The 25,633-nt window shown below is 65.6% G+C and carries 24 protein-coding genes; 15 read left to right on the top strand and 9 right to left on the bottom strand.

Going from position 1 to position 25,633, the window contains the following annotated elements:
• Window positions 1-406: 406 nt before the first annotated feature.
• Entirely contained in the window at window positions 407-1,183 is a 777-nt protein-coding gene (locus CFB41_RS02385) for an enoyl-CoA hydratase (RefSeq protein WP_069247041.1), read from the bottom strand.
• 129 nt (window positions 1,184-1,312) lie between these two features.
• Between CFB41_RS02385 and paaN the strand changes: the two genes are divergently transcribed.
• The 5 genes from paaN to paaK all read left to right on the top strand — a co-directional run bounded on the left by paaN (window position 1,313) and on the right by paaK (window position 6,937).
• Window positions 1,313-3,019, top strand: coding sequence for a phenylacetic acid degradation protein PaaN (gene paaN, locus CFB41_RS02380; protein ID WP_089455520.1), 1,707 nt, complete (start codon window positions 1,313-1,315; stop codon window positions 3,017-3,019).
• Between the two features lie 87 nt (window positions 3,020-3,106).
• A complete protein-coding gene (gene pcaF / locus CFB41_RS02375) occupies window positions 3,107-4,309 on the top strand; it encodes a 3-oxoadipyl-CoA thiolase (RefSeq protein ID WP_089455529.1) in 1,203 nt (400 codons plus the stop codon).
• Window positions 4,310-4,354: 45 nt separating this feature from the next.
• Complete coding sequence (paaG, locus tag CFB41_RS02370) at window positions 4,355-5,146, top strand: 2-(1,2-epoxy-1,2-dihydrophenyl)acetyl-CoA isomerase PaaG (RefSeq protein ID WP_089455519.1); 792 nt, start codon at window positions 4,355-4,357, stop codon at window positions 5,144-5,146.
• A 1-nt stretch (window position 5,147) separates the two neighbouring features.
• Window positions 5,148-5,600, top strand: a complete 453-nt coding sequence (gene paaI, locus CFB41_RS02365; RefSeq protein ID WP_071335534.1) for a hydroxyphenylacetyl-CoA thioesterase PaaI — start codon at window positions 5,148-5,150, stop codon at window positions 5,598-5,600.
• 38 nt (window positions 5,601-5,638) lie between these two features.
• A complete protein-coding gene (paaK, locus tag CFB41_RS02360) occupies window positions 5,639-6,937 on the top strand; it encodes a phenylacetate--CoA ligase PaaK (protein ID WP_089455518.1) in 1,299 nt (432 codons plus the stop codon).
• A gap of 264 nt (window positions 6,938-7,201) precedes the next feature.
• On the opposite strand, the gene CFB41_RS02355 is transcribed toward paaK, so the two are convergent.
• On the bottom strand, window positions 7,202-8,326 hold the full coding sequence (locus tag CFB41_RS02355; RefSeq protein ID WP_242808690.1) for a murein transglycosylase A: 1,125 nt from the start codon (window positions 8,324-8,326) through the stop codon (window positions 7,202-7,204).
• A gap of 28 nt (window positions 8,327-8,354) precedes the next feature.
• On the opposite strand from CFB41_RS02355, the gene CFB41_RS38510 reads away from it, so the two are divergent.
• Window positions 8,355-8,486 (top strand): hypothetical protein, encoded by a 132-nt coding sequence (locus tag CFB41_RS38510; RefSeq protein WP_256940834.1) that lies wholly within the window; start codon window positions 8,355-8,357, stop codon window positions 8,484-8,486.
• 22 nt (window positions 8,487-8,508) lie between these two features.
• Here CFB41_RS38510 and apaG read toward each other — a convergent pair whose 3' ends face one another.
• Window positions 8,509-8,883, bottom strand: coding sequence for a Co2+/Mg2+ efflux protein ApaG (gene apaG, locus CFB41_RS02350; RefSeq protein WP_011350820.1), 375 nt, complete (start codon window positions 8,881-8,883; stop codon window positions 8,509-8,511).
• 178 nt (window positions 8,884-9,061) lie between these two features.
• Between apaG and rpe the strand changes: the two genes are divergently transcribed.
• The 8 genes from rpe (at window position 9,062) to CFB41_RS02310 (ending at window position 16,376) form a co-directional block, all read left to right on the top strand.
• The gene (rpe, locus tag CFB41_RS02345) at window positions 9,062-9,748 is read left to right on the top strand and encodes a ribulose-phosphate 3-epimerase (protein ID WP_011883156.1); all 687 of its coding nucleotides are present in this window, start codon (window positions 9,062-9,064) and stop codon (window positions 9,746-9,748) included.
• 4 nt (window positions 9,749-9,752) lie between these two features.
• Window positions 9,753-10,517, top strand: coding sequence for a phosphoglycolate phosphatase (locus CFB41_RS02340; protein WP_089439140.1), 765 nt, complete (start codon window positions 9,753-9,755; stop codon window positions 10,515-10,517).
• 357 nt (window positions 10,518-10,874) lie between these two features.
• Entirely contained in the window at window positions 10,875-12,368 is a 1,494-nt protein-coding gene (gene trpE, locus CFB41_RS02335) for an anthranilate synthase component I (RefSeq protein ID WP_039362349.1), read from the top strand.
• 13 nt (window positions 12,369-12,381) lie between these two features.
• Window positions 12,382-12,972, top strand: coding sequence for an aminodeoxychorismate/anthranilate synthase component II (locus CFB41_RS02330; protein ID WP_089439139.1), 591 nt, complete (start codon window positions 12,382-12,384; stop codon window positions 12,970-12,972).
• A 13-nt stretch (window positions 12,973-12,985) separates the two neighbouring features.
• The gene (trpD, locus tag CFB41_RS02325; RefSeq protein WP_043191545.1) at window positions 12,986-14,017 is read left to right on the top strand and encodes an anthranilate phosphoribosyltransferase; all 1,032 of its coding nucleotides are present in this window, start codon (window positions 12,986-12,988) and stop codon (window positions 14,015-14,017) included.
• A gap of 29 nt (window positions 14,018-14,046) precedes the next feature.
• Window positions 14,047-14,832 carry an indole-3-glycerol phosphate synthase TrpC gene (gene trpC / locus CFB41_RS02320; RefSeq protein ID WP_089439137.1) on the top strand — a complete coding sequence of 262 codons (786 nt, stop codon included), beginning with the start codon at window positions 14,047-14,049 and terminating at the stop codon, window positions 14,830-14,832.
• A complete protein-coding gene (locus CFB41_RS02315; protein WP_089439136.1) occupies window positions 14,832-15,458 on the top strand; it encodes a CYTH domain-containing protein in 627 nt (208 codons plus the stop codon). The genes trpC and CFB41_RS02315 overlap by 1 nt, the downstream gene beginning before the upstream one ends.
• Window positions 15,459-15,470: 12 nt before the next feature.
• Entirely contained in the window at window positions 15,471-16,376 is a 906-nt protein-coding gene (locus CFB41_RS02310) for a uracil-DNA glycosylase (protein ID WP_089455517.1), read from the top strand.
• Window positions 16,377-16,493: 117 nt separating this feature from the next.
• Here CFB41_RS02310 and CFB41_RS02305 read toward each other — a convergent pair whose 3' ends face one another.
• The 4 genes from CFB41_RS02305 to CFB41_RS02290 form a co-directional block, all read right to left on the bottom strand.
• Window positions 16,494-17,090: an FMN-dependent NADH-azoreductase gene (locus CFB41_RS02305; RefSeq protein WP_089439134.1), complete on the bottom strand. Its 597-nt coding sequence runs from the start codon at window positions 17,088-17,090 to the stop codon at window positions 16,494-16,496.
• A gap of 147 nt (window positions 17,091-17,237) precedes the next feature.
• Window positions 17,238-19,037 (bottom strand): M61 family metallopeptidase, encoded by a 1,800-nt coding sequence (locus CFB41_RS02300; RefSeq protein WP_089455516.1) that lies wholly within the window; start codon window positions 19,035-19,037, stop codon window positions 17,238-17,240.
• Window positions 19,038-19,140: 103 nt separating this feature from the next.
• Window positions 19,141-19,869, bottom strand: coding sequence for a DsbC family protein (locus CFB41_RS02295; protein ID WP_089455515.1), 729 nt, complete (start codon window positions 19,867-19,869; stop codon window positions 19,141-19,143).
• A 94-nt stretch (window positions 19,870-19,963) separates the two neighbouring features.
• The gene (locus CFB41_RS02290) at window positions 19,964-21,142 is read right to left on the bottom strand and encodes a UbiH/UbiF family hydroxylase (protein WP_089455514.1); all 1,179 of its coding nucleotides are present in this window, start codon (window positions 21,140-21,142) and stop codon (window positions 19,964-19,966) included.
• Between the two features lie 246 nt (window positions 21,143-21,388).
• On the opposite strand from CFB41_RS02290, the gene ychF reads away from it, so the two are divergent.
• Window positions 21,389-22,483, top strand: coding sequence for a redox-regulated ATPase YchF (ychF, locus tag CFB41_RS02285; protein WP_089439131.1), 1,095 nt, complete (start codon window positions 21,389-21,391; stop codon window positions 22,481-22,483).
• A gap of 153 nt (window positions 22,484-22,636) precedes the next feature.
• Here the strand turns inward: ychF and CFB41_RS02280 are convergent, their stop codons facing one another.
• Both CFB41_RS02280 and gabP read right to left on the bottom strand, forming a co-directional pair.
• Entirely contained in the window at window positions 22,637-23,506 is an 870-nt protein-coding gene (locus CFB41_RS02280) for an alpha/beta fold hydrolase (protein WP_089455513.1), read from the bottom strand.
• Window positions 23,507-23,847: 341 nt separating this feature from the next.
• Window positions 23,848-25,239, bottom strand: a complete 1,392-nt coding sequence (gene gabP / locus CFB41_RS02275; protein ID WP_046544846.1) for a GABA permease — start codon at window positions 25,237-25,239, stop codon at window positions 23,848-23,850.
• Window positions 25,240-25,633: the final 394 nt, after the last annotated feature.

The raw sequence follows: 25,633 nt of genomic DNA, 5'->3' as shown, positions 1-25,633 counted from the left end.
CCTGACTTACTTTAGTGTGAGACTCTTGATACTTTCGCTATCTGATCCGAGGATCAGCTCGCTTCCATCAAGCGCCCACACTTATCGGCTGTTAATTTTTAAAGAGCATTCTGCGAGGAACTTCGTGTTTCCCGGCAGCGCTGCGTTTTCAGCAGCAGAGAAGCGAGATTATGAACCGTGTTTCGCAGTTCGTCAACAACTTTTTTACACTACATCGTTGCGACTGCGGGGCTCAACTTCTAGGCCAGTGGCGCGCTCCAGCACACCACCCACCCTGCTTCCCTTCTCCCGCGCCGCGTTTCCGTTAGCGCGAAAGAGGCGTGATTCTAAGCACCCACCCCCGTCTACGCAAGCCCTTTGTGAAAATATTTTGAAAAAGCCCCCGCCGCCTACCCTGACAGCACGATCAGCGGTGCTTGAACACCGGCTTCCGCTTTTCGACGAAAGCCGCCATCCCCTCCTTCTGGTCTTCAGTCGCGAACAGCGAATGGAACAGCCGACGTTCGAAATGGACGCCTTCGGCCAGCGTCGTCTCGTACGCACGGTTCACCGACTCCTTGACCATCATGACCGCCGGCAGCGAAAACTCGGCGATCGTCGCCGCGGCGGCAAGCGCCTCGTCGAGCAGCGTGTCGGCCGGCAGCACGCGCGACACGAGCCCTGCGCGCTCCGCTTCGGCAGCATCCATGAAGCGGGCAGTCAGGCACATGTCCATCGCCTTCGCTTTCGACACCGCGCGCGGCAAGCGCTGCGTGCCGCCCGCACCCGGCATGACACCCAGCTTGATTTCCGGCTGGCCGAACTTGGCCGTGTCCGCCGCAAAGATGATGTCGCACATCATGGCCAGCTCGCAGCCACCACCCAACGCAAAGCCCGAAACCGCGGCAATGATCGGCTTGCGGATCTCGCGGACCGTCTCCCAGTTGCGCGTGATGTAGTCGCCCCGGTAGACATCCATATAGGAGTAGGTCGCCATCATGCCGATGTCGGCGCCCGCCGCGAACGCCTTCTCGCTCCCGGTCACGACGATCGCGCCGATGCCATCGTCCGCATCGAACGCTTTCAGCGCGGCTCCCAGTTCATCCATCAGTGCATCGTTCAGCGCATTCAGCGCCTTCGGACGGTTCAGCGTAACCAGCCCGACACGCCCCCGGGTCTCCACCAGGATGTTCTCGTAAGCCATCTATTTCTCCTCGATCAATGAAATGAGAAACGCCTCGCACATGCGAATAGTTTGATGCTACCATTCTCCGACCAACCGGTCGGTTAATTAATCGATCCAACCCCTCTCAACGTCCATCAGGCCGCCGCCATGACCCATGCACTGTTCACGAAGCACGAAGACACGCTGAAACACGCACTCGCCGCCATCGAGAGCCGCGGGTACTGGAGCCCGTTCGCCGAAATGCCGAGCCCCAAAGTGTACGGGGAAAGCGCGAACGCAGATGGCGAGGCCGCGTTCAAGTCGCATCTCGACAAGACGTTCGCGATCGACCAGCCGGCATCCGGAGAAACGGTCGGCGCAGAGCGCTCGCCGTACGGTATTGCACTGGGCCTCCGGTATCCGAAGTCGACGCCCGACGAACTGATCGCCGCCGCTGCCGCAGCACAGCGCTCATGGCGCGAAGCCGGCCCGAGCGCCTGGATCGGCGTCAGTCTCGAAATCCTCGCGCGCCTGAATCGCGCCAGCTTCGAAATCGCCTACAGCGTGATGCACACCACGGGGCAGGCATTCATGATGGCGTTCCAGGCCGGCGGCCCGCACGCACAAGATCGCGCGCTCGAGGCAGTCGCCTATGCATGGGATGAACTGCGCCGCATCCCGGCCGACGCACACTGGGAAAAGCCGCAAGGCAAGAACCCGCCGCTCGCGATGCACAAGCGCTACACGATCGTCCCGCGCGGCACCGGGCTCGTGCTCGGCTGCTGCACCTTCCCGACCTGGAACGGCTATCCCGGCCTGTTCGCCGATCTCGCAACCGGCAACACCGTGATCGTCAAGCCGCATCCGGGCGCGATCCTGCCGCTCGCCATCACCGTCCGGATCGCTCGCGACGTGCTGCGCGAAGCCGGTTTCGATCCGAACGTCGTCACGCTCCTCGCGACCGAACCCAACGACGGCGCACTCGTCCAGGATCTCGCGCTGCGCCCCGAGATCAAGCTGATCGACTTCACCGGCAGCACGCAAAACGGCACGTGGCTCGAACGCCATGCCCATCAGGCACAGGTCTATACAGAGAAGGCCGGCGTCAACCAGATCGTGATCGACTCGACCGACGACCTGAAGGCCGCTGCCAAGAACATCGCGTTTTCGCTGGCGCTGTACTCCGGCCAGATGTGCACGGCACCGCAGAACATCTACGTGCCGCGCGACGGCATCCGGACGGCGGACGGCCATGCGAGCTTCGACGAGGTCGCACAGGCCATCGCCGTTGCCGTGCAAAAACTCACCGGCGACCCGGCACGCTCGGTCGAACTGATCGGCGCCATCCAGAACGAAAGCGTGACCGCGCGTATCGACAACGCACGCAAGCTCGGCCGCGTGCTCGCCGACAGCCTGACCCTCCAGCACCCTGCGTTCCCTGATGCCCGCGTGCGCACGCCGCTCGTGCTGCAACTCGACGTGGCCGATCGCGAGAAATTCACGCAGGAATGGTTCGGCCCGATCTCGTTCGTGATCGCGACCGACTCGACCGCGCAATCGCTCGACCTCGCCGGGGAAATCGCGGCGGAACATGGCGCGCTGACCCTCTCCGTCTACAGCACCGACGACGCGATCGTCGACGCCGCCCACGATGCGGCGGTACGCGGTGGTGTCGCACTGTCGATCAACCTGACGGGCGGCGTGTTCGTGAACCAGTCGGCAGCGTTCTCGGATTTCCACGGCACGGGCGCGAATCCGGCAGCCAACGCGGCGCTGGCCGACCCGGCGTTCGTCGCCAACCGGTTCCGCGTAGTGCAAAGCCGTGTCCATGTTGCGCCGAAAGCAGCACCCGTGGAAGCCGGCCAACCGGCATAACCCGAATGGCCGACGTGCAAACGCCGCCACGTTCTCTACCATGAACGAATCCGCCACCCGGCGGGTTCGTTGCTCATCGATACGCCCATGACAGACGCCTTTATCTGCGACGCGATTCGCACTCCCATCGGCCGCTACGGCGGCGCCCTGAAAGACGTCCGTGCCGACGACCTCGGTGCAGTGCCGCTCAAGGCGCTCATCGAGCGCAATCGTGACGTCGACTGGACGGCAATCGACGATGTGATCTACGGCTGCGCAAACCAGGCCGGCGAGGACAACCGCAACGTAGCGCGCATGTCGGCGTTGCTCGCGGGCCTGCCGACCGACGTGCCCGGCACGACGCTGAACCGGCTGTGCGGCTCCGGGATGGACGCGGTCGGCACAGCCGCGCGCGCGATCAAGGCCGGCGAGGCGCGTCTGATGATCGCGGGCGGCGTCGAGAGCATGACGCGTGCGCCGTTCGTGATGGGCAAGGCCCCGAGCGCGTTCGCACGCCAGGCCGACATCTTCGACACGACGATCGGCTGGCGCTTCATCAATCCCCTGATGAAACAGCTTTATGGCGTCGATTCGATGCCCGAGACGGCCGAAAACGTCGCGGTCGACTACAACATCAGCCGCGCCGACCAGGATCTGTTCGCGCTGCGCAGCCAGCAAAAGGCCGCGCGTGCGCAGCAGGACGGTACGCTCGCCGACGAAATCGTTGCCGTCACGATTCCGCAGAAGAAAGGTGATCCGCTGGTCGTATCGCGCGACGAGCATCCGCGCGAGACATCGCTCGAAGCGCTCGCGAAGCTGAAGGGCGTCGTGCGTCCGGACGGCTCGGTGACGGCCGGCAACGCCTCGGGCGTCAACGACGGTGCGTGCGCGCTGCTGCTCGCCAATGCGCTGGCAGCCGACCAGTACGGCCTGCGCCGCCGCGCACGCGTCATCGGCATGGCGACAGCCGGCGTCGCGCCGCGCGTGATGGGCATCGGCCCCGCGCCGGCCACGCAAAAACTGCTGCACCGACTCGGCATGACCATCGATCAATTCGACGTGATCGAGCTGAACGAGGCGTTCGCGTCCCAAGGTCTCGCGGTGCTGCGCATGCTCGGCGTCGCCGACGACGATCCGCGCGTGAACCCGAACGGTGGAGCAATCGCATTGGGCCATCCGCTCGGCGCATCGGGCGCCCGGCTCGTGACCACGGCGCTCCACCAACTCGAGCGTACGGGCGGCCGCTTTGCGCTCTGTACGATGTGCATCGGCGTCGGCCAGGGCATCGCACTCGCGATCGAACGCGTGTAACCCACGCACGGCGCGCCTATAACGAAGTCTTGAAGGAGACACTGCATGTCCTATCAGGCGATTCAGCTGGAAATCGATCAGGCCTCGAACGTAGCCACGATTACCCTCAGCCGTCCCGACAAGCTGAACAGCTTTACGCGGGCGATGCATCGCGAGTTGCAGTCGGCGCTCGATGATGTCGAGGCGGCCGGCGCGCGCGCGCTGATCCTGACAGGTGCGGGGCGCGGCTTCTGCGCGGGCCAGGACCTGGCTGATCTCGACTTCACGCCGGGCGCGTCCACCGATCTCGGCGCGCTGATCGACGAGCACTTCAATCCACTGATCCGCCGCCTGCAGCATCTGCCGATTCCGGTGATCGCCGCCGTCAACGGCACCGCGGCCGGCGCCGGTGCGAATCTCGCGCTCGCCTGCGATCTCGTGTTCGCCGCCCGCTCGAGCAGCTTCATCCAGGCCTTCGTCAAGATCGGTCTCGTGCCCGATTCGGGCGGCACGTGGTTCCTGCCGCAACGCGTCGGCATGGCCCGCGCGCTGGGGCTCGCGCTGACCGGCGACAAGCTCGACGCCGAACAGGCCGAGCAATGGGGCTTGATCTGGCGCGCGGTCGACGACGATGCGCTCGCTGCGTCAGCCCGCCAGCTCGCCACCCAGCTCGCGCAGCAGCCGACGCTCGCGATCGCATCGATCAAGCAATCGATGCGTGCCAGTGTCACGAACACGCTCGACCAGCAACTCGACATGGAACGCGACCTGCAGCGCAGGCTCGGCCAGTCGCACGACTACGCGGAAGGCGTGAAGGCATTCATCGAGAAGCGCGCGCCGCGCTTCGAGGGGCGTTGACATGACAAACGCCACTGCCACGCTCGACCCCGATGCACTCGCCCGCGCCACCGCGCGGGCCATGTACGACGCCGACGCATGCAGCCGTGCGTTCGGGATGGAAATTGCCGAAGTCCGAGCCGGCTACGCGCGCCTGCAGATGCGCGTGCGGCCCGAATTCCTGAACGGGCATCAGACCTGCCATGGCGGGATCATCTTCACGCTGGCCGATTCGACGTTCGCGTTCGCGTGTAACTCGTACAACGTGAATACCGTCGCGGCCGGCTGCTCGATCGAATTCCTGCGCCCCGTGCACGGCGATGACGTGCTGACGGCCGAGGCGATCGAGCAGGCGCGCGCCGGCCGCCAAGGCATCTACGACATCCGCGTCACGAACCAGACCGGCGAAACCGTCGCGATGTTTCGCGGCAAATCCGCCCAGATCAAGGGCACGGTCATCCCGGAAGACCGCTGACGTCGACGGCTCGCACATAACAAACACTGGAGACATGCATGACTACCCCGCTACCGCTCGAGCCGATCGAGACCGCCTCACGCGACGAGCTGACCGCGCTGCAGCTCGAGCGCCTCAAGTGGTCGCTCCGGCATGCGTATGACCACTCCCCCGTCTATCGTCGCAAGTTCGACGACGCGGGTGTCCATCCGGACGACCTGAAGACGCTCGCCGACCTGTCGCGTTTCCCGTTCACGACGAAGAGCGACCTGCGCGACAGTTACCCGTTCGGGATGTTCGCGGTGCCGCAAGACCAGATCTCGCGCATTCATGCGTCGTCGGGCACGACCGGCAAGCCGACGGTCGTCGGCTATACGGCCGGCGACATCGACACTTGGGCGAATCTCGTCGCGCGCTCGATCCGCGCCGCCGGTGCGCGCCGCGGCGACAAGGTGCACGTCAGCTACGGCTATGGCCTGTTCACGGGCGGGCTTGGCGCGCACTACGGCGCCGAACGCGCAGGGCTGACCGTGATCCCGTTCGGTGGCGGCCAGACCGAGAAGCAGGTGCAGCTGATTCAGGATTTCCGACCCGACATCATCATGGTGACGCCGAGCTACATGCTGTCGATCGCCGACGAAATCGAGCGCCAAGGTCTCGATCCCGTGCAGAGTTCGCTGCGCATCGGCATCTTCGGCGCGGAACCCTGGACCAACGACATGCGCGTCGCGATCGAGCAGCGGATGGGCATCGATGCGGTCGACATTTACGGGCTGTCCGAAGTGATGGGCCCCGGCGTCGCATCCGAATGCGTCGAGACCAAGGATGGTCCGACCATCTGGGAAGACCACTTCTACCCGGAAATCATCGATCCCGAAACCGGCGAAGTGCTTCCGGACGGCGAACTCGGCGAGCTCGTGTTCACGTCGCTGACGAAGGAGGCGCTGCCGATCGTCCGCTACCGGACCCGCGACCTCACGCGGCTGTTGCCCGGCACTGCCCGCACGATGCGCCGGATGGAGAAAATCACCGGGCGCTCGGACGACATGATGATCGTGCGCGGCGTCAACGTGTTCCCGACGCAAATCGAGGAGCAGTTGCTCAAGCAGCGCGCGCTCGCGCCACACTATCAGATCGTGCTGACGAAGGAAGGTCCGCTCGACGTGATGACGCTCAATGTCGAGCCTTGCCCCGAGACAGCACCCGATACGGCGGCGATCCATGCGGCAAAACAGGCGCTCGCCTACGACATCAAGTCGCTGATCGGCGTGACGGCCGTGATCAACGTGCTGCCCGTGAACGGGATCGAGCGGTCGGTCGGCAAGGCGCGACGCGTCGTCGACAAGCGCAGGGGCTGACGAAAGTCGCTGCGCGTCAATCACGCGCGGTGAATCCGTGGCTGCAAATGAAACAGCCCGATCGGCCAACACCGATCGGGCTGTTTCATTCCGGGATGCATTTGGGCATCCGCCGACGCAACAAGCGCATCGCGAAATCTGACACAGCACGTCCGCCCTCACGATCCGAGCGACGTGCCCCGCGCACACCGCCGCTTCCACGAATGCTGCGCCTACCGCATTGACGGTGACCCGAGAAACCCCAGCCACCCGCGCCGCGCCACATCACGAATTCGGGAACAGCAGCCACATCCGGCCGACCTGCTTCATCCGCCCGGCCTGATCGCCTGCATCGTCGCCGAGCCCCCAGAAATAGTCGGCGCGTACGCCGCCCTTGATCGCGGAGCCCGTATCCTGCGCGAAAACAAGCCGGTTCATCGGCGTATTCGTCAGCGGGCGCGTCGTCTGCAGGAACACGGGCGTGCCAAGCGGGATCGACGACGGATCGACGGCGATCGAGCGCTCCGGCGTCAGCGGCACGCCCAGCGCGCCGATCGGGCCGTCCGCGCCGCCGTGCGGTGCATCTTCCTTGGTCGGCATGTCGCGGAAGAACACGAACCGCGGATTCGTGTCGAGCAACGCGTCGACGCGGGTCGGGTTCGCCTTCGCCCACGCCTTGATGCCCTGCATCGTCGCCTGGGCCGGCGTCAGCTCGCCGCGATCGAGCAGCCACTTGCCGATCGAGCGGTACGGCTGGTTGTTGGTGCCGCCGAAGCCGACCCGCATCACCGAACCGTCGTCGAGCAGCACGCGCCCCGAGCCCTGCACCTGCAGGAAGAACGCCTCGATCGGGTCGTCGACCCACACGAGTTCGTTGCCGTTCAGGATGCCGGCGCGTTCGAGCTGCGCGCGTGCCGGCAACGCGGCGCCCGGGCGATAACCGGCCGGCCAGCGGTAGAGCGCGTACTGATACGGACCGCGACGCACGCGCGAACCATGCAGCAGCGGCTCGTAATAGCCGGTCACGAGCCCGTCGAGCGTACCGTCGGTGTTCGCAAGCTGGAACGGCGTGAAATACGTTTCGAAGAACGTGCGTGCACTGCTGACGTCGAGCTCGTCGAGCCGGTCGGCGGCCGCGCAGGCGCGTGTCCAGGCCGGCTGGCGCGCGAGCCGCACGCAGTTCTGCCGCAGCGCGGCGGTTGCGCCGAGCAGCGAATCGTCCTGCCAGCCCGGCACCTGCTGCCACGCGACCGGCGTGAGCCGCTTCGCGGCGACCTGTCCCGGCACGATCGCCGCGCCGGTCGGCGGCTTCAGCGACGACGTCCGCGTCGGCGCGCCACCGCACGCCGCCAGCAGCGCCGCCGCGGCAGCCGCCGCGACCCACCCGGCCACCCGGGGCCCAAACCACATACAATGTCCGTTCTTGATGGAAACCGCCATGTCAGATTTTCTCGACCAATATCCGATGCTCATCTTCGCGCTCGAAGCCTTCGTAGCGCTCGCCCTGCTGATCTTCATCGTCGTGTGGACGTCGTCGGGCAGAAAGAAGCACACCCGCAAGCCGCGCTAATACCCTGACGCACTCCGCACGCTCAATGCAGCGTGCGCGGCATGTGCAGTGCGAACTCGTCGACCGGCGCCTCGAAACGCTCGCCGTCCTCCGCCACGCAGAAGTACGCGCCACGCATCGTGCCGACCGGTGTCGCGATCACGGCCCAGCTCGTGTACTCGAAGTGCTCGCCCGGCTGCAGCAGCGGCTGGTGCCCGACGACGCCGAGCCCCTTCACTTCCTGCACGTGGTTCTCGCTGTCCGTGATGATCCAGTGACGCGCGATCAGCTGCGCCGCGACCTGTCCCGTGTTGCGGATCGTCAGCGTGTACGCGAATGCGTATTGACGGCGATCGGGGTCGGATTGTTCCGGCAAGTAGCTGGTTTTCACCGAAACGGTGAATTGATACTGACTCATGGTGTTTCCGCTGGAAGATGACCGCCCGTGCCGGCATGGGCAACGGGGCCGCGGGCGCGCCGCATTGGTTCGGCATTCTATGCGCAATCCGGCCTCGACCGCACGGCCTGCCGCCGCGCACCGGGTCGCCGGACGGTAGAATGGCGCTTTTGCGCCGCAACGTCCCCGCTCCCCTGCCATGACCCAATTCCGCATCGCTCCCAGCATCCTGTCGGCCGATTTCGCACGGCTCGGCGAAGAAGTCCGCAACGTGGTCGCCGCCGGCGCCGACTGGATCCACTTCGACGTGATGGACAACCATTACGTGCCGAACCTGACCATCGGCCCGCTCGTATGCGAAGCGATCCGCCCGCACGTACAGGTGCCGATCGACGTGCACCTGATGGTGCGCCCGGTCGACCGGATCGTGCCCGATTTTGCGAAGGCCGGTGCCAACCTGATCAGCTTCCACCCGGAAGGCTCCGATCACATCGATCGCACGCTGTCGCTGATCCGCGACCACGGCTGCAAGGCCGGCCTCGTGTTCAACCCGGCCACGCCGCTGAACTACCTCGACCACGTGATGGACCGCCTCGACTTCGTGCTGCTGATGTCGGTCAACCCGGGCTTCGGCGGCCAGTCGTTCATTCCGGAAACGCTGAACAAGCTGCGCGAAGCACGCGCACGCATCGACGCGTACACCGAGCGCACCGGCCGCGAGATCCTGCTCGAGGTCGACGGTGGCGTAAAGACCGACAACATCGCGGAAATCGCGGCGGCCGGCGCCGACACCTTCGTTGCGGGTTCGGCGATCTTCGGCAAGCCCGACTACCGCAAGGTGATCGACGAGATGCGCGCCGCGCTCGCTACCGTCGAGCGGAGCTGACGCCGTGGCCGACTCGTCGCTCGCCGGCCATGCGCCGGCCGGAGCCGCGCCGCAAGCCGCCCCGATCCGCTTCGCCACGTCGCGCATCGACGCGGCGCTGATCGATCTCGATGGCACCATGGTCGATACGGCCGACGATTTCACGGCCGGCCTGAACGGGATGCTCGCGCAGCTCGGCGCGCCGGCCACGTCGCGCGACGAGGTGATCGGCTACGTCGGCAAGGGCTCCGAACACCTGATCCAGAGCGTGCTGAAGCCGCGCTTCGCGGCCGACGAGGCGCACGCCCGCTTCGACGACGCGCTGGCGATCTACCAGACCGAGTACGCGAAGATCAACGGCCGCCACACACGCCTCTACCCGGACGTGGCCGCGGGCCTCGACGCGCTGCGCGCAGCCGGCATCCGGCTCGCATGCGTGACGAACAAGCCGCATCGCTTCGCGGTCGAGCTGCTCGAGCAATACGGGCTGGCCGATTGCTTCGGCATCGTGCTCGGCGGCGACAGCGTCGCGCGCAAGAAGCCCGATCCGCTGCCGATGCTGACGGCCTGCAACGCGCTCGGCGTCGCACCGGATGCGGCAGTCGCGATCGGCGACTCGGAAAACGATGCGCTGGCAGGCCGCGCGGCCGGGATGGCGACGCTGACGGTGCCGTATGGCTACAACCATGGCAAAGCTATACAAACGATAAATTCGGATGGTATAGTCGATTCGTTGCTGGTCGCGGCTCGCGCAATCTCCGCGCACAACGCCGGCCGGCCAACCCTCTGATTATTTCTTCCATCTGCATGTTTCTGAATAAAAAACGGAGTCTGAGCAGCATCGACCGGGGAGCCTGGCCCTGGCGTCGCTGGTCGCGCTAACCTCTTCGATGAGGTACGCTGAAGCACGTCTTCAGCGCCGTTTTTTATCTCGCTGCGCATCCGCGCCCCGATCGTCGCACCACCTCGAGTTCTACCGCGTCCGAACGCTTGCGTTCCGGCTCGGCCGCAGGCTCGCGACGTTCACGCCCGGAGTGCCGGCCGGCAACAGGCACTTCTCGATCGACCGCCCTTTCGCCGACGGCAACCTGCACAGCGTCAAGTGATCCCTGGCGCACGCGCCGCTCGTCCCGAACAGGACCGGAACATGACCGAACTCGAATTTCAATCGCTCGCGAACGAAGGCTACAACCGCATCCCGCTGATCGCGGAAGCCCTCGCCGATCTCGAAACGCCGCTGTCTCTCTACCTGAAGCTGGCCCAGCCCGAACGCTCGGGCGCCAACTCGTTCCTGCTCGAATCGGTGGTCGGCGGCGAACGCTTCGGCCGCTATTCGTTCATCGGCCTGCCGGCCCGTACGCTCGTGCGGACCCGCAACGGCGTATCGGAAGTCGTGCGCGATGGCCAGGTCGTCGAGACACATGACGGCGACCCGTTCCAGTTCATCGAATCGTTCCAGGCGCGCTTCAAGGTGGCGCAGCGCCCGGGCCTGCCACGCTTTTGCGGCGGTCTCGCCGGCTACTTCGGCTACGACGCGGTGCGCTACATCGAGAAGAAGCTCGCAAACACCGCACCGCGCGACGATCTCGGCCTGCCCGACATCCAGTTGCTGCTGACCGAGGAAGTCGCGGTCATCGACAACCTCGCCGGCAAGCTGTACCTGATCATCTACGCGGACCCGAGCCAGGCCGAAGCCTATACGAAGGCGAAACAGCGCCTGCGCGAACTCAAGCAGCGCCTGCGCACGACCGTGCAGCCGCCCGTTACGTCGGCGAGCGTGCGCACCGAGACGTTCCGCGAATTCAAGAAGGACGACTACCTGGCCGCCGTGCGCCAGGCGAAGGAATACATTGCAGCAGGCGAGCTGATGCAGATCCAGGTCGGCCAGCGCCTGACGAAGCCGTACCGCGACAATCCGCTGTCGCTGTATCGCGCGCTGCGTTCGCTGAACCCGTCGCCGTACATGTACTACTACAACTTCGGCGATTTCCACGTGGTCGGCGCATCGCCGGAAATTCTCGTGCGCCAGGAAAAGCGCGGCGAAGACCAGATCGTCACGATCCGCCCGCTCGCCGGCACGCGCCCGCGCGGCAACACGCCCGAGCGCGACGCGGAACTCGCGACCGAGCTGCTCAACGATCCGAAGGAAATCGCCGAGCACGTGATGCTGATCGACCTCGCGCGCAACGACGTCGGCCGCATCGCGGAAATCGGCTCGGTGCACGTGACCGACCAGATGGTCATCGAGAAATACTCGCACGTGCAGCACATCGTCAGCTCGGTCGAAGGCAAGCTGAAACCCGGCATGACGAACTACGACGTGCTGCGCGCGACGTTCCCGGCCGGCACGCTGTCCGGCGCGCCGAAGGTCCGTGCGATGGAACTGATCGACGAGCTCGAGCCGGTCAAGCGCGGGCTGTACGGCGGCGCCGTCGGCTACCTGTCGTTCTCGGGCGAGATGGATCTCGCGATCGCGATCCGCACGGGCCTGATCCACAACGGCAACCTGTACGTGCAAGCGGCGGCCGGCGTCGTCGCGGATTCGGTGCCCGAATCCGAATGGCAAGAGACCGAGAACAAGGCGCGCGCGGTGCTGCGTGCGGCCGAACAGGTCCAGGACGGCCTCGATAGCGACTTCTGACCGGAGACTGACCATGCTGCTCATGATCGACAACTACGACTCGTTTACCTACAACCTGGTCCAGTACTTCGGCGAACTCGGCGAGGACGTGCGCACCTACCGCAACGACGAAATCACGCTCGACGAAATCGCGAGTCTGAATCCCGATGCGATCTGCCTGTCGCCCGGCCCGAGCAACCCGCAACACGCGGGTATCACGCTCGCCGTGCTGAAGGAATTCGCGGGCAAGAAGCCGATCCTCGGCGTGTGCCTCGGCCATCAGGCGATCGGCGAGGCCTTCGGCGGCCGCGTCGTGCGCGCGAAGACCATCATGCACGGCAAGGTGAGCAAGATCGAAACCGACTGCCGCGGCGTGTTCGCCGACCTGCCGAAGCACTTCGACGTCACGCGCTATCACTCGCTCGCGATCGAGCGCGAATCGCTGCCCGACTGCCTCGAGGTGTCCGCCTGGACCGACGACGGCGAAATCATGGGCGTGCGCCACAAGACGCTGCCGATCGAAGGCGTGCAGTTCCACCCGGAATCGATCCTGTCCGAGCATGGCCACGCGCTGCTCGAGAACTTCCTGAAACAGGCCCGCGCCGCGGCCGCGCAAGCCGCCTGACGGGAGCCTCACGATGACGATTACCCCGCAGGAAGCGCTGCAGCGCACGATCGAACACCGCGAAATCTTCCACGACGAGATGCTGCACCTGATGCGGCTCATCATGCGCGGCGACATGTCGCCCGTGATGGCGGCCGCGATCATCACCGGGCTGCGCGTGAAGAAGGAGACGATCGGCGAGATCGCTGCCGCCGCGACCGTGATGCGCGAATTCGCGAACCACGTCGAGGTGCAGGACAACTCGAACTTCGTCGACATCGTCGGCACCGGCGGCGACGGCTCGCATACGTTCAACATCTCGACCGCGTCGATGTTCGTCACGGCCGCGGCCGGCGCGAAAGTCGCGAAGCACGGCAACCGCGGCGTATCGAGCAAGTCCGGTAGCGCCGACGTGCTCGAGGCGCTCGGCGTGAACATCGACCTGCAGTCCGACCAGGTTGCCGCGTCGATCGCCGAAACGGGCATGGGCTTCATGTTCGCGCCGAACCATCACCCGGCAATGAAGAACATCGCAGCCGTGCGCCGCGAGCTCGGCGTGCGCACGATCTTCAACATCCTCGGCCCGCTGACCAACCCGGCCGGCGCGCCGAACCAGCTGATGGGCGTGTTCCACCCCGACCTCGTCGGCATCCAGGTGCGCGTGATGCAGCGCCTGGGCGCGCAGCACGTGCTGGTCGTATACGGCAAGGACGGGATGGACGAGGTATCGCTCGGCGCGGCAACGCTCGTCGGCGAGCTGCGCGACGGCAAGGTGCACGAATACGAGATCCATCCGGAAGACTTCGGCCTGCAGATGGTGTCGAACCGCACGCTGAAGGTGGAAAATGCCGACGAATCGCGCACGATGCTGCTCGGCGCGCTGGACAACCAGCCGGGCGTCGCGCGTGAGATCGTCACGCTGAACGCCGGCACCGCGCTCTATGCGGCGAACGTCGCCGAGTCGATCGCGGACGGCATCCAGCTGGCCCGCGAAGCGATCGCGAGCGGCAAGGCCCGTGCGAAAGTCGACGAACTCGTGCGCTTCACGCAGCAGTTCAAGCGCTGACTCCCCTTACGAATCAAGCAGGAATCCACATGAGCGACATTCTCGACCGAATCATCGCCGTCAAGCGCGAAGAAGTCGCGGCGGCCATGCGCAGCGCACCGCTCGAGGCACTGAAACTGGAAGCGTCCGCGCGCGACCTGCGCGACTTCGTCGGCGCATTGCGCGCGAAGCATGCGGCCGGCCACGCGGCCGTGATTTCCGAAATCAAGAAGGCCAGCCCGTCGAAGGGCGTGCTGCGCGAGCATTTCGTGCCGGCCGACATCGCGCGTTCGTATGCAGCGCACGGCGCCGCGTGCCTGTCGGTGCTGACCGACGAGCAGTTCTTCCAGGGCAGCGCCCGCTATCTCGAACAAGCGCGCGCGGCCTGCGAACTGCCGGTGCTGCGCAAGGACTTCATCGTCGACGCGTACCAGATCATCGAAGCGCGCGCGATGGGTGCCGACGCGATCCTGCTGATCGCCGCCGCGCTCGACACGCCGCTGATGCAGGATCTCGAAGCGTATGCGCACTCGCTCGGCCTCGCGGTGCTGGTCGAAGTACACGACCGCAACGAGATGGAACAGGCGCTGACGCTCAAGACGCCGCTGCTCGGCATCAACAACCGCAACCTGCGCACGTTCGAGACGTCGATCCAGAACACGCTCGACATGCTCGACATGATTCCGGCGGACCGCATCGTCGTGACCGAGTCGGGCATCCTGTCGCGCACCGACGTCGACACGATGCGTGCGGCGAACGTGAACACGTTCCTCGTCGGCGAGGCGTTCATGCGCGCCGAGCAGCCGGGCGAGGAACTCGCACGGATGTTCTTCTGATGGCGATCGAAAAGGAAATCAAGCTCGCGCTGCCGGCCGGCCAGGCCGACGCCGCGCGACGCTTCTTCGAGACGCTGACCGGCGAACCCGGTCGCGACATCACGCTCGCAAACGTCTATTACGATACGCCCGATCTCGCGCTGGCCCGCTCGAAGAGCGCGGTGCGCGTGCGCCGCACGCCGCAAGGCTGGCTGCAGACATTCAAGACGGTCGGTAGCGCGGAAGGCGGCCTGCATCGCCGCCACGAGTGGGAGCTGCCGGTCGCCGGCGATGCGCTCGAGATCGACGCGCTCGTCGCCGCCTGCGACGTGCCGGAAGCCGCCGCCGCGTTGAATGACGCGGCCGGCACGCTGTCGGCGCTGTTCCGCACGGATTTTTCGCGTACGCTGTGGCGCATCGCAATCGGCGGCGCAACGGTCGAGGCCGCGGTGGACCTCGGCGAGATCGTCGTCCAGGCGGAACACGAAACGCGCCGCGAACCGATCAGCGAAATCGAACTCGAACTGATCGACGGCCCGGAGGCAGCACTCGCAACGCTCGCCGCCGAATTGCAGCAAGCGCTGCCGGGCCTCGTTCCCGAAAACATCAGCAAGGCGCAGCGCGGCTACCGGCTGCGCGCGCAATAACCCGCATCACGCATGGCAACCCGCAAGACTTCCCGCGCGCCGCAACAGGCGTCGCTGTTCGATGATCCCGTGCCGGAAACGGCACCGGCCGATATTCCACCGCCGGCGCCCGAAGCGCCCACGGCCGGACGCAAGCCCGCAAAGAAAACCGCGGCTCCGGCTGCGGCCCCGACGGCACCGCAGCCCGCTGCCGCCGACGTCCCGCGCCTCGCCGCGCAATTCGACGCGCTGCCGCCAGTCTGGCGCGATGTGCTGAAACCCTTTACCGACAGCGACGCGTATGCGCCTCTGTGCCGCTTCGTCGATGACGAGCGTGCGGCCGGCAAGACGGTCTACCCGACCGACGTGTTCCGCGCGCTGCGCCTGACGAGCCCGGACGACGTAAAAGTCGTGATCCTCGGCCAGGATCCGTACCACGGTGACGATCGCGGCACGCCGCAAGCGCACGGGCTCGCGTTCTCGGTGCCGCCGGCCGTGCGCACCCCGCCGTCGCTGCGCAACATCTTCAAGGAAATCGCCGCGAACTTCGGCCACGACACGCCGCGCCATGGCTGCCTCGACACCTGGGCGCGCCAGGGCGTGCTGCTGCTCAACACGGTGCTGACGGTCGAGCGCGGGGCCGCCGCGAGCCATGCGAAGCGCGGCTGGGAGCAGTGCACGGACACGCTGATCCGCGAACTCGCCGGCCGCCATCAGGGGCTCGTCTTCATGCTGTGGGGCGCCCACGCGCAGGCGAAGCGCGCGCTGTTCGACGCCAGCGCGCACTGCGTGCTCGAGGCGCCGCATCCGTCGCCGCTGTCCGCGCACCGCGGCTTCCTCGGCTGCCGCCATTTCGCGCTCGCGAACGACTATCTGGTCGAGGCAGGCCGCGAACCGATCGACTGGCGCCTGCCTGAAGTGGCGGAAACGCTCGCGTAACCGCCGCGCCGCCGTCCGTTCGCCACGCCAGCCGGCATGCAAAAACGCCGCGCCCCTTTCGGGACGCGGCGTTTTTTTATCGGGCGATGCGGCGGGTGCGGCGCACCCGCATCGACCTTACGCGGCGGCGATCGCTTCGCGTGCGCCAGCCAGCGCTGCGCTTTGCGCCTCCGCGCCGAGGTTCAGGCCTTCCGCGAAGATGAAGTTCACGTCGGTCATGCCGACGAAGCCGAGGAACGTACGCAGGTACGGGGTCTGGCTGTCATTCGGCGTACCGGCGTACTTGCCGCCACGGGCCGTCACCACGTGAACCTTCTTGCCCTTGATCAGACCTTCCGGACCGTTCTCGGTGTAGCGGAACGTGACGCCTGCACGTGCGATCCAGTCGAAGTACGTCTTCAGTTGCGAGGAGATGCCGAAGTTGTACATCGGTGCGCCGATCACGATGATGTCGGCAGCTTGCAGTTCGGCGATCAGTGCATCGCTCTTCGCGACGATCGCATTCTGTTCCGCGGTGCGCTTGTCGGCCGGCGTGAAGAACGCGCCGAGCACCGATTCGTCGAGGTGCGGCAGCGCATCGGCCAGCAGGTCGCGAACCACGACGTTCGCGCCGGGGTTCGATTGTTGCAGCTTTGCCGTCAGTTCGTTGGCCAGCAGCGTGGATTGCGCACCTTGCGAGCGCGCGGCGGAATTGATTTGCAGAATGGTCGTCATGTCAGGCTCCAGTAGGGTTGCGCTTTGGTAGCGCGAGTGACGCCATTGTGCGTGGCCACATGACCGCGAAAAAGCGGGTTCAGGGCGACGGATTGTTGCAGCAGCAGAACAATCGTTGATCGCGCCCCGATACCCGCTTCAGACCGCTCAACCCTTCAGCCAGGCCTCCCGGGCCTTCGAAACCGCAGCCGGCTTCGCGGCCGCCGTCAGCCGGTAGCGCGTGACTTCCGGGCCGTCGAGCTTCAGTTTCGCGGTGCGCAGCTCGTCGCGGCGGAACGCGTGAACCTCGACCTTGTCACCGGGCCGGTAGCGCGCGAGCAGTGCGTCGAGGTTGGTGCCCGTGACGCGCAGCCCGTCGACCGCGATCAGCGTGTCGCCGGCCGACAGCCCCGCGCGATGTGCGGCGCCGCCTTCGTAGACGGCCGCGAACGTGCAGTCCGCGCCGCCGCGCAGGCGCGCGCCGATCGTCGGCTTCGCGATCGCGCCGTTCGCGACATCGGGCGCGAGCGTCACGCCGAACGGTGCGAGCAGTTCGGCGAGCGGCAGGTCGCGCGTGCCGTGCACGGCATCGGCGAACAGGCGGCCGAGCGCGACGCCCGTCGCCTCTTCAATCAGCGCCTCGACTTCGTTCTCCTCGACACCCGCTTGCTTGCCGCGGTAGAAATCGCGGCCGTAGCGCTGCCACAGCAGGCGCATCACGTCGTCGAGCGACTTCTTGTTGCGCGTCTGCGCGCGGATCGCGAGATCGAAGGCGAGCGCGACGAGCGAACCCTTCGTGTAGTAGCTGACGATTGCGTTGGTCGCGTTCTCGTCCTGGCGGTAGTACTTGATCCACGCGTCGAACGAGCTTTCGGCGACGCTCTGCTTCAGGCGCCCCGTGCCGCGCAACACGCCGCCGACCGTACGGCCGAGCGCCGCGAAATATTCGTCCTGCGACATCAGCCCGCTGCGCACCAGCATCAGGTCGTCGTAATACGACGTGAAGCCTTCGAACAGCCACAGCAGCGACGTGTAGTTTTCCTTCGACAGGTCGTACGGCACGAACGCCGCCGGCTTGATGCGCTTCACGTTCCACGTATGGAAGTACTCGTGGCTGCAGAGCCCGAGATACGTGCGATAGCCTTCCGTCGTTTCGGGCCGCCCCTTCACCGGCAGGTCGGTGCGGTTGCAGATCAGCGCGGTCGACGCGCGATGCTCGAGGCCGCCGTAGCCGTCGCTGACCGCCAGCGTCATGAACACGTAGCGGTCCATCGGCGCTTTCTTCGATTTCGGCTCGAACAGCGCGATCTGCGCTTCGCACACACGCTTCAGGTCGGCGCGCAGGCGCTCCAGGTCGAGCTGCGTCACGCGCCCCGCGATCACGATGTCGTGCGGCACGCCGTGCGCGTCGAACGTCGCGAGCGCGAATTCGCCGATCGTCACCGGATGGTCGGAGAGCTCGTCGTAGTTCGCTGCGCGATAGGCGCCGAACCCGTAACGCTTGGTGCCGCGCGCCTCGGGCAGCGACGTGCCGACGCGCCATGCGCGGAACGCCGCGCCGGCCGGCTTCGCGATGTCGACTTCACATGGCGCCTCCTCGTGGCCCGCAACGCTCAGGAACACGGCCGTCGCGTTGAAGAAGCCGCCCGATTCGTCGAGATACGCGGAGCGCACCGACAGATCCCACGCATATACGTCGTAGCGCAGCGTCAGTGTGCCGTTCACGGGGGCGGCCTGCCACGTGTGCTTGTCGGTCTTCGCGATCCGCACCTTGCGGCCTGCGTCGTTGAACGCGCCGAGCGTCACGATGTTGCGCGCGAACTCGCGCACCAGGTAGCTGCCCGGAATCCACACCGGCAACGAAAAGCGCTGGCCTTCGGGGTCGGGATCGGCGACCGTCACCGACACTTCGAACAGGTGCGCGGCAAGATCTTTCGGAACAATCGAATAGCGGATCGGCTGGGTCATCGTGGCAATCGGTCGGTCGAATACGGCGGCGGAAACGAAGAGAGGCGCCGGCAGATGCGGGCGCCCCTCGCTGGCCGGGCCATGCGGCCCGGCGTGTGGTCGGTTACTTGCTCGAGGCGAGCGCCTGGTTGAGCTGGTCGGCCGACACGGCGCCCGGCAGGCGGCGGCCGTCCGGCAGGAAGATCGTCGGCGTGCCCGTGACGTTCATCCCGCGGCCGAGTGCGAGGTTCTTGTCGAGCGCGGTCGTGTCGCAAATACCGGCGCCGGACGGCGCGCGGTGGTCGAGCATCCAGCCCTCCCACGTTTTCGCGCGATCGGTCGCACACCAGATCGCCTTCGACTTCGCGGTGGAATCCGGCGACAGCACCGGGTACAGGAACGTGTAGACGGTCACGTTGTCGACCGACTGCAGCGTCGTCTCGAGCTTCTTGCAATACGGGCAGTTCGGATCGGAGAACACGGCGATCTTGCGGGCGCCGTTGCCCTTGACGACCTTGATCGCATTCGCGAACGGCAGGCTCGCGAAGTCGATCTTGTTGATTTCGGACAGGCGCGCGTCGGTCAGGTTCTTGTGCGTCTTGGTGTCGACGAGATCGCCGAGCAGCACGTAATCGCCTGCCGCATCGCTGTAGATGATCTGCGAGCCGAGGTTGACTTCGTAAAGGCCGGCGACCGGCGCTTTCGACACGCTCTTGATCGGCGCGTCGCTGCCGAGGCGGGCCTGCAGCGTTGCTTTCAGCTTGTCGGTGGTCTGGTCGGCCTGCGCGGTGCAGCCAAGCGTCGCCATCGTGACGGCCAGCGCCAGCGATGCGATGCGGATCGTTTTTTTCATTGAAATCTTCCTTCAGCTCAATCGGAGTGCACGGCACAGTGTACGCCGTAACGGAACCGTGTCCGACCGGCGAAGCGGCCGAAGGTTCGATCGATCAGCCGAGCGCGGCCGATACGAGCCAGCGCTTCACGAGCGGCTGCGCGCCGACGAAGGCCATGCCTGCGTTGCGCACGGCCTTCGCGAGCGAGCCCGGCACCGCGAACAGCCGCTGCAGCCCGTCGGTCGCGACCATCAGCGCGCGGATGTCTTCGCGGCGCGAACGCTCGTAGCGACGCAGCAGCACCGTATCGCCGAGGTTGCGGAAGCTTTCCTTGCCCGCGATCGCGTCGGCAAGCGCCGCGACGTCGCGCAGGCCGAGGTTCATCCCCTGCCCCGCGAGCGGGTGGATCAGGTGCGCGGCATCGCCGACGAGCGCGACGCGCGGCGCGATCAGCTTGTCGACCGTCTGCAGCGCCAGCGGGAAGCCGGCAGCCGGCGTCACGCAGTCGAGCGTGCCGACCTGGCCGTGCGACACGCGCTCGACTTCGGCCGCGAGCTGCGCCGGATCGAGTGCGAGCAATTCGTCCGCATGCGCGGTGTGCGCGGACCAGACGAGCGATACATGGCCGTCCGGCAGCGGCAGCAGCGCGACGATCTCGCCTTCGTGGAACCACTGGTAGGCGGTCTCGCGATGCGGCAGCGACGCCTTGAAGTTCGCGACGACGCCGGTTTGCCGGTAGTCGCGCCGCTCGACTTTGGCCCCCATTTGCGAGCGCACCCACGAATGCGCGCCATCCGCGCCGACGACGAGGTCCGCTTCCAGCACCTGCCCCGACGACAGCGTGAGCACGGCCGCGTCGTCGCGCACGTCGAAGCCCTGTGCGCGCGCATCGAACCACGTGAGGTTCGGCTGGAACCGCAGCGCGGCGTCGAGCGACGCCTCGACCAGCGACGATTCGGCGATCCACGCGAGTTGCGGCACGGACGCCTGGTACGCGGAGAAATGCAGTTCCGCGTGCGCGTCGCCGTACACGCGCATGTCGTAGACCGGCGCAAGCCGGCTGTGATCGAGCGCCTGCCAGACGCGCAGCCGCTCGAGCAGCGCCTGCGAACTGGAGGACAGCGCGTAGACGCGCGTGTCGAAGACGAGATCGGCGGGGCGCGGCGTGGCCGGCTGGGCGAGCAAGGCTGTCTTGTAGCCGGACTGGGTCAGCGCGAGCGCGGCTGTCTTGCCGACGAGCCCGCCGCCGACCACGGCGACGTCGAAGGTGTGGTGGGCAGTCATGGCGGGCATTATAGCCGCGGGGCCAAACCCTTACGCGGCCGGACTTTGCGGGAAATCAGCAGAATCGCAGGGCGATGCGGCGGCGCGGCGGCCCGCCGCATCGGCCGTTCGGCGCCCGCCCGGAATCCGGGGCGTCGGCACGGTACAATAGCGTCTTTGACCGTCGGCCCGCCGCGCCCCAAGCGCCGGCCGCCCTTTTTTCCCGCGCCGCCGTGCCCTGTCCGGCCGCGCCGCCTTACCCGTCCGAAGGATTCCATGAGTCTCAAATGCGGCATCGTCGGCTTGCCCAACGTCGGCAAGTCCACCCTGTTCAATGCGCTGACCAAGGCCGGCATCGCCGCCGAGAACTACCCGTTCTGCACGATCGAGCCGAACGTCGGCATCGTCGAAGTGCCCGATACGCGCCTGAAGGCGCTCTCGGAGATCGTCAAGCCGGAGCGTGTCGTGCCGGCCGTCGTCGAATTCGTCGACATCGCGGGCCTCGTCGCGGGCGCGAGCAAGGGTGAAGGCCTCGGCAACCAGTTCCTCGCGAACATCCGCGAAACCGACGCGATCACGCACGTCGTGCGCTGCTTCGAGGACGAGAACGTCATTCACGTCGCCGGCAAGGTCAGCCCGATCGACGACATCGAAGTGATCAACACCGAACTCGCGCTCGCCGACCTCGGCACCGTCGAGAAGGCGCTCACGCGCTATTCGAAGGCGGCGAAGTCCGGCAACGACAAGGAAGCGGCGAAGCTCGTCGCGGTGCTCGAAAAAGTGCGCGCGCAGCTCGACCAGGGCAAGGCCGTGCGCGGCCTCGAACTGTCGGACGATGAAGCGGCGCTGATCAAGCCGTTCTGCCTGATCACCGCGAAGCCGGCGATGTACGTGGCCAACGTGAAGGACGACGGTTTCGAGAACAACCCGCATCTCGACGCGGTCCGCAAATATGCGGAAAGCGAGAATGCGCCGGTCGTGGCCGTGTGCGCGGCGATCGAGGCGGAAATTGCCGATCTCGACGATGCGGACAAGGAAGCGTTCCTGGCCGACATGGGCATGGAAGAGCCGGGCCTCGACCGCGTGATCCGCGCGGGCTTCAAGCTGCTCGGCCTGCAGACGTACTTCACCGCGGGCGTGAAGGAAGTGCGCGCATGGACGATCCATATCGGCGACACGGCTCCGCAGGCAGCGGGCGTGATCCACACCGACTTCGAGCGCGGCTTCATCCGTGCGCAGACGATCGCGTTCGACGATTTCGTCACGTACAAGGGTGAACAAGGCGCGAAGGAAGCCGGCAAGATGCGCGCGGAAGGGAAGGAATATGTCGTGCACGACGGCGACGTGATGAACTTCCTGTTCAACGTCTGAGCGTTGCGTTATCGCCTCAGTGGAAAGCCCGCTTCTGCGGGCTTTTTTCTTTTCGGCGCACCAGCCTAGTCACGACCGGAACTGCTTGTCTGATTTCGATCCGTTCAGGACAAACGCATACCTGCCTTGCGCTGGTCGGATCGACACGCGCGGTCAGCGCAGCAATCCTCTGGTGAGTTCCGGCCACAGCGACGAATGCTCGCGGCGGAACATGCCGACGTGCCCAATTGCTCGGCCGTCGGGATTTTCTGGATGGATGAAGTGGACATCGGACTTGGCGCTCGGCAGCAGGCGCAGCCAATCTGCAATATTGGCCGGCGTGGCAAGCGGGTCGTCGGTTGCGGCCACAACGGTGACGGGAGCGATAAATTCGTCGTAGTAGTGGCGTACCACCCCTGCTCCGAATTCGTTCGCCACATATCCGGGCCGACGGCACCATCGGGCCCACTGACGTCCGACGCACGGCGGCAGATCATCACCCCAGCCGAGTACCCTGGCCGGAACGTAACCGAGCAGTCGAACGGAAATCGGCACATACAGATGGGCAAGCAGCAAGGCCGCGAAACGCTTTGGCCAGCGAATGTTGCCGACATACCCTGAAGATGCCGAGATGGCACATAACGAACGAATCGACGCATGATTCGGCATCAGGCCGACCAGTTGTGCGCCCGCGCTATGCCCGATCAAATGTGCGCCGCGCGCACCGGTTTCGCCAAGGAGCCAGTCGAGCGCCGCAGGCATGTCCAACTGCCCCCAGTCCTGTTTTCGCGCCTGGGACCAGCGGACGTGACCCGTATCGAGCGACGCGCCGATTCCCCGATAATCGAATACAAACGTCGAGTGGCCGTCTTTGCGCAACCAATCCGCGAACGGGAAATAAAAAGATTGCCGAATTCCTGTCGCAGGACAGATGAGCACGGGGGAACGATCACCGTCGGACGCCGGGAAATAGGTTCCCTTGAGCTGGAAACCGTCACGGGCGGCGAAAGCTATGCTGACGCGAGGTGTCGAACGCTCGATCACTGCTTCGACTTCGATACAGACGACGCACGAGGGAACGTATCAATCGGGCAATTGGATATCAGGTTCTGCCTGATAATGCCGATCATCAACAAATGACACCAAATTGATTTATACATCGATTCACCCCGGTAATCGAAGCGATCAATGTAAGAGCAAATCTTTGCTGATGAAATCAGACGAGTTCGATTATTTCGCGTTAGTTGCGTCTTGCTCGCCGCCTCTCACAACGCGTCACGCCCGGCTTCAACTGCCACATTGGAAAAAAAAATGGCCCGACCGGCAAACGCCGATCGGGCCATTTTTCACGACGCGGGCTTTCCGCCCGCCGTCACTTCACGGCATCAAGTCGCCGACACGCGCCGCCCTTCACTCGCCTGCGCATCGCGACCACGTTTGTTCAGCCACGACGCCAGCAGCACGATCAGCGCCAACACGGCCGTCGCGCCCACTTCCATCCGGTGATCCTCGCTCACGAGCATCACGGTCAACGTGCCGCAGATGAACAGGATCACGGCCCACGTGAGCCACGGGAACAACCACATCCGCAAAGTCAGGTCAGCGCCGGTCGATTCGAGCGTCTTGCGCATCCGCAGCTGCGAGATCGCGATCACGAGATACACGAGCAGCGCGATCGCGCCCGACGTCGCCAGCAGGAAGCCGAACACCTGTTCCGGCATCAGGTAGTTCGCGATCACGGTCACGAAACCGAACGCGGTGGATGCGAGCACGGCCGCGCGCGGCGTGCCGGTCGAATCGGTGCGGTGCAGGAACGCGGGCGCATCCTTGCGCTTGGACAGCGAGAACAGCATCCGCGACGCGGTGTACAGCGCCGAATTCAGGCAGCTCGCGACCGACACGAGCACGATCACGTCGATGATCGCCTTCGCGTTCGGGACGCCGATCAGCTCCATCGCGCGCTGATACGAGCCGTGCTTCGGCAGCAGCGGGTCGTTCCACGGCACGATGGCCGCAACGACGAGAATCGAGCCGAGATAGAACAGCGTGATACGCCAGATCACCGAGTTGGTCGCGCGCACAATCTGGCGTTGCGGGTTGTCCGATTCGGCGGCCGCGATCGTCACGATCTCGGTGCCGAGGAACGAGAACATCGTCGTCAGCATCGCCGCGAGCACGGCGCCGGCGCCGTGCGGCATGAAGCCGTCATGCACGAACAGGTTCGACACGCCCGATACGGCCGGCGCCGGGATGATGCCGACGATCGCCGCCCCGCCGATGCACAGGAACACGACGATCGCGACAACCTTGATCAGCGCGAACCAGAATTCGAATTCGCCGTAGTTCTTGACCGAGAAGAGGTTGGTCACCGTCAGCACCAGCGTGATGCCGAGCGCGAAGACCCAGGTCGCGACGCCAGGGAACCATGCGTTGAGAATGGTCGCGGCGGCGGTCGCCTCGATCGGAATCACCAGCACCCAGAACCACCAGTACAGCCAGCCGATCGAGAAACCGGCCCAGTGGCCGATCGCGCGATCGGCATAGGTGGAGAACGAACCGCTGTCCGGATGGGCGACTGCCATCTCGCCGAGCATGCGCATCACGAGCACGACCAGCACCCCTGCGATCGCATACGCGAGGATCGACGCCGGGCCGGCTTCCGCGATGGCGTGGCCGGAGCCGACGAACAGGCCCGCGCCGATCACGCCGGCAATCGACATCATCGTCACGTGCCGCTGCTTCAGGCCCGTACCGAGGCCTGTGTTGCTTCCACTCATCTGTCTCTCTCCAAAAAACGGTTCCGGTATGGCCGGGTATCGCGTGAAGGCAGCACGGGGGATTGTGGTTCTTGAGCCGGGCCGAATGCGGCGCCTGCACGGGATGCAGGCGCACAGCCGGATCGGGGGCCGTTCCGGAACGGGTCGCGACGCAGTCTGCGAAGCTGCGGGTGCGATGCGGCACGCAGGGCGCCGGCGCATCGCGTGCGCCCTTTCCGTCGGCTTTCGTCAGCTGCCTTCGAAGCGAAGGAGTGTAAGCATCAAACGGTTCTTCACTAAGAACCAATTGAAGAATTTCGATGGAACCACTTGTTGCATCGACATCGATCGATGCAACGCTTGTACCGTCCGTGGCGACTCGCGAGCGCGCCGAAAGCGCCCGGCGACATCGGGT

Source organism: Burkholderia sp. AU33803 (assembly GCF_002223095.1).
Lineage (GTDB): Bacteria > Pseudomonadota > Gammaproteobacteria > Burkholderiales > Burkholderiaceae > Burkholderia.
Note: the sequence above shows the minus strand (reverse complement) of the source record. Positions and strands in the feature narration are given on the sequence as shown.

Excerpts from the sequence above, each read along its gene's own strand:
- CFB41_RS02385 (WP_069247041.1), bottom strand. The coding sequence starts at position 1,183 with ATGGCTTACGAGAACATCCTGGTGGAGACCCGGGGGCGTGTCGGGCTG.
- paaN (WP_089455520.1), top strand. The coding sequence starts at position 1,313 with ATGACCCATGCACTGTTCACGAAGCACGAAGACACGCTGAAACACGCA.
- pcaF (WP_089455529.1), top strand. The coding sequence starts at position 3,107 with ATGACAGACGCCTTTATCTGCGACGCGATTCGCACTCCCATCGGCCGC.
- paaG (WP_089455519.1), top strand. The coding sequence starts at position 4,355 with ATGTCCTATCAGGCGATTCAGCTGGAAATCGATCAGGCCTCGAACGTA.
- paaI (WP_071335534.1), top strand. The coding sequence starts at position 5,148 with ATGACAAACGCCACTGCCACGCTCGACCCCGATGCACTCGCCCGCGCC.
- paaK (WP_089455518.1), top strand. The coding sequence starts at position 5,639 with ATGACTACCCCGCTACCGCTCGAGCCGATCGAGACCGCCTCACGCGAC.
- CFB41_RS02355 (WP_242808690.1), bottom strand. The coding sequence starts at position 8,326 with ATGTGGTTTGGGCCCCGGGTGGCCGGGTGGGTCGCGGCGGCTGCCGCG.
- CFB41_RS38510 (WP_256940834.1), top strand. The coding sequence starts at position 8,355 with ATGTCAGATTTTCTCGACCAATATCCGATGCTCATCTTCGCGCTCGAA.
- apaG (WP_011350820.1), bottom strand. The coding sequence starts at position 8,883 with ATGAGTCAGTATCAATTCACCGTTTCGGTGAAAACCAGCTACTTGCCG.
- rpe (WP_011883156.1), top strand. The coding sequence starts at position 9,062 with ATGACCCAATTCCGCATCGCTCCCAGCATCCTGTCGGCCGATTTCGCA.
- trpE (WP_039362349.1), top strand. The coding sequence starts at position 10,875 with ATGACCGAACTCGAATTTCAATCGCTCGCGAACGAAGGCTACAACCGC.
- CFB41_RS02330 (WP_089439139.1), top strand. The coding sequence starts at position 12,382 with ATGCTGCTCATGATCGACAACTACGACTCGTTTACCTACAACCTGGTC.
- trpD (WP_043191545.1), top strand. The coding sequence starts at position 12,986 with ATGACGATTACCCCGCAGGAAGCGCTGCAGCGCACGATCGAACACCGC.
- trpC (WP_089439137.1), top strand. The coding sequence starts at position 14,047 with ATGAGCGACATTCTCGACCGAATCATCGCCGTCAAGCGCGAAGAAGTC.
- CFB41_RS02315 (WP_089439136.1), top strand. The coding sequence starts at position 14,832 with ATGGCGATCGAAAAGGAAATCAAGCTCGCGCTGCCGGCCGGCCAGGCC.
- CFB41_RS02310 (WP_089455517.1), top strand. The coding sequence starts at position 15,471 with ATGGCAACCCGCAAGACTTCCCGCGCGCCGCAACAGGCGTCGCTGTTC.
- CFB41_RS02305 (WP_089439134.1), bottom strand. The coding sequence starts at position 17,090 with ATGACGACCATTCTGCAAATCAATTCCGCCGCGCGCTCGCAAGGTGCG.
- CFB41_RS02300 (WP_089455516.1), bottom strand. The coding sequence starts at position 19,037 with ATGACCCAGCCGATCCGCTATTCGATTGTTCCGAAAGATCTTGCCGCG.
- CFB41_RS02295 (WP_089455515.1), bottom strand. The coding sequence starts at position 19,869 with ATGAAAAAAACGATCCGCATCGCATCGCTGGCGCTGGCCGTCACGATG.
- CFB41_RS02290 (WP_089455514.1), bottom strand. The coding sequence starts at position 21,142 with ATGCCCGCCATGACTGCCCACCACACCTTCGACGTCGCCGTGGTCGGC.
- ychF (WP_089439131.1), top strand. The coding sequence starts at position 21,389 with ATGAGTCTCAAATGCGGCATCGTCGGCTTGCCCAACGTCGGCAAGTCC.
- gabP (WP_046544846.1), bottom strand. The coding sequence starts at position 25,239 with ATGAGTGGAAGCAACACAGGCCTCGGTACGGGCCTGAAGCAGCGGCAC.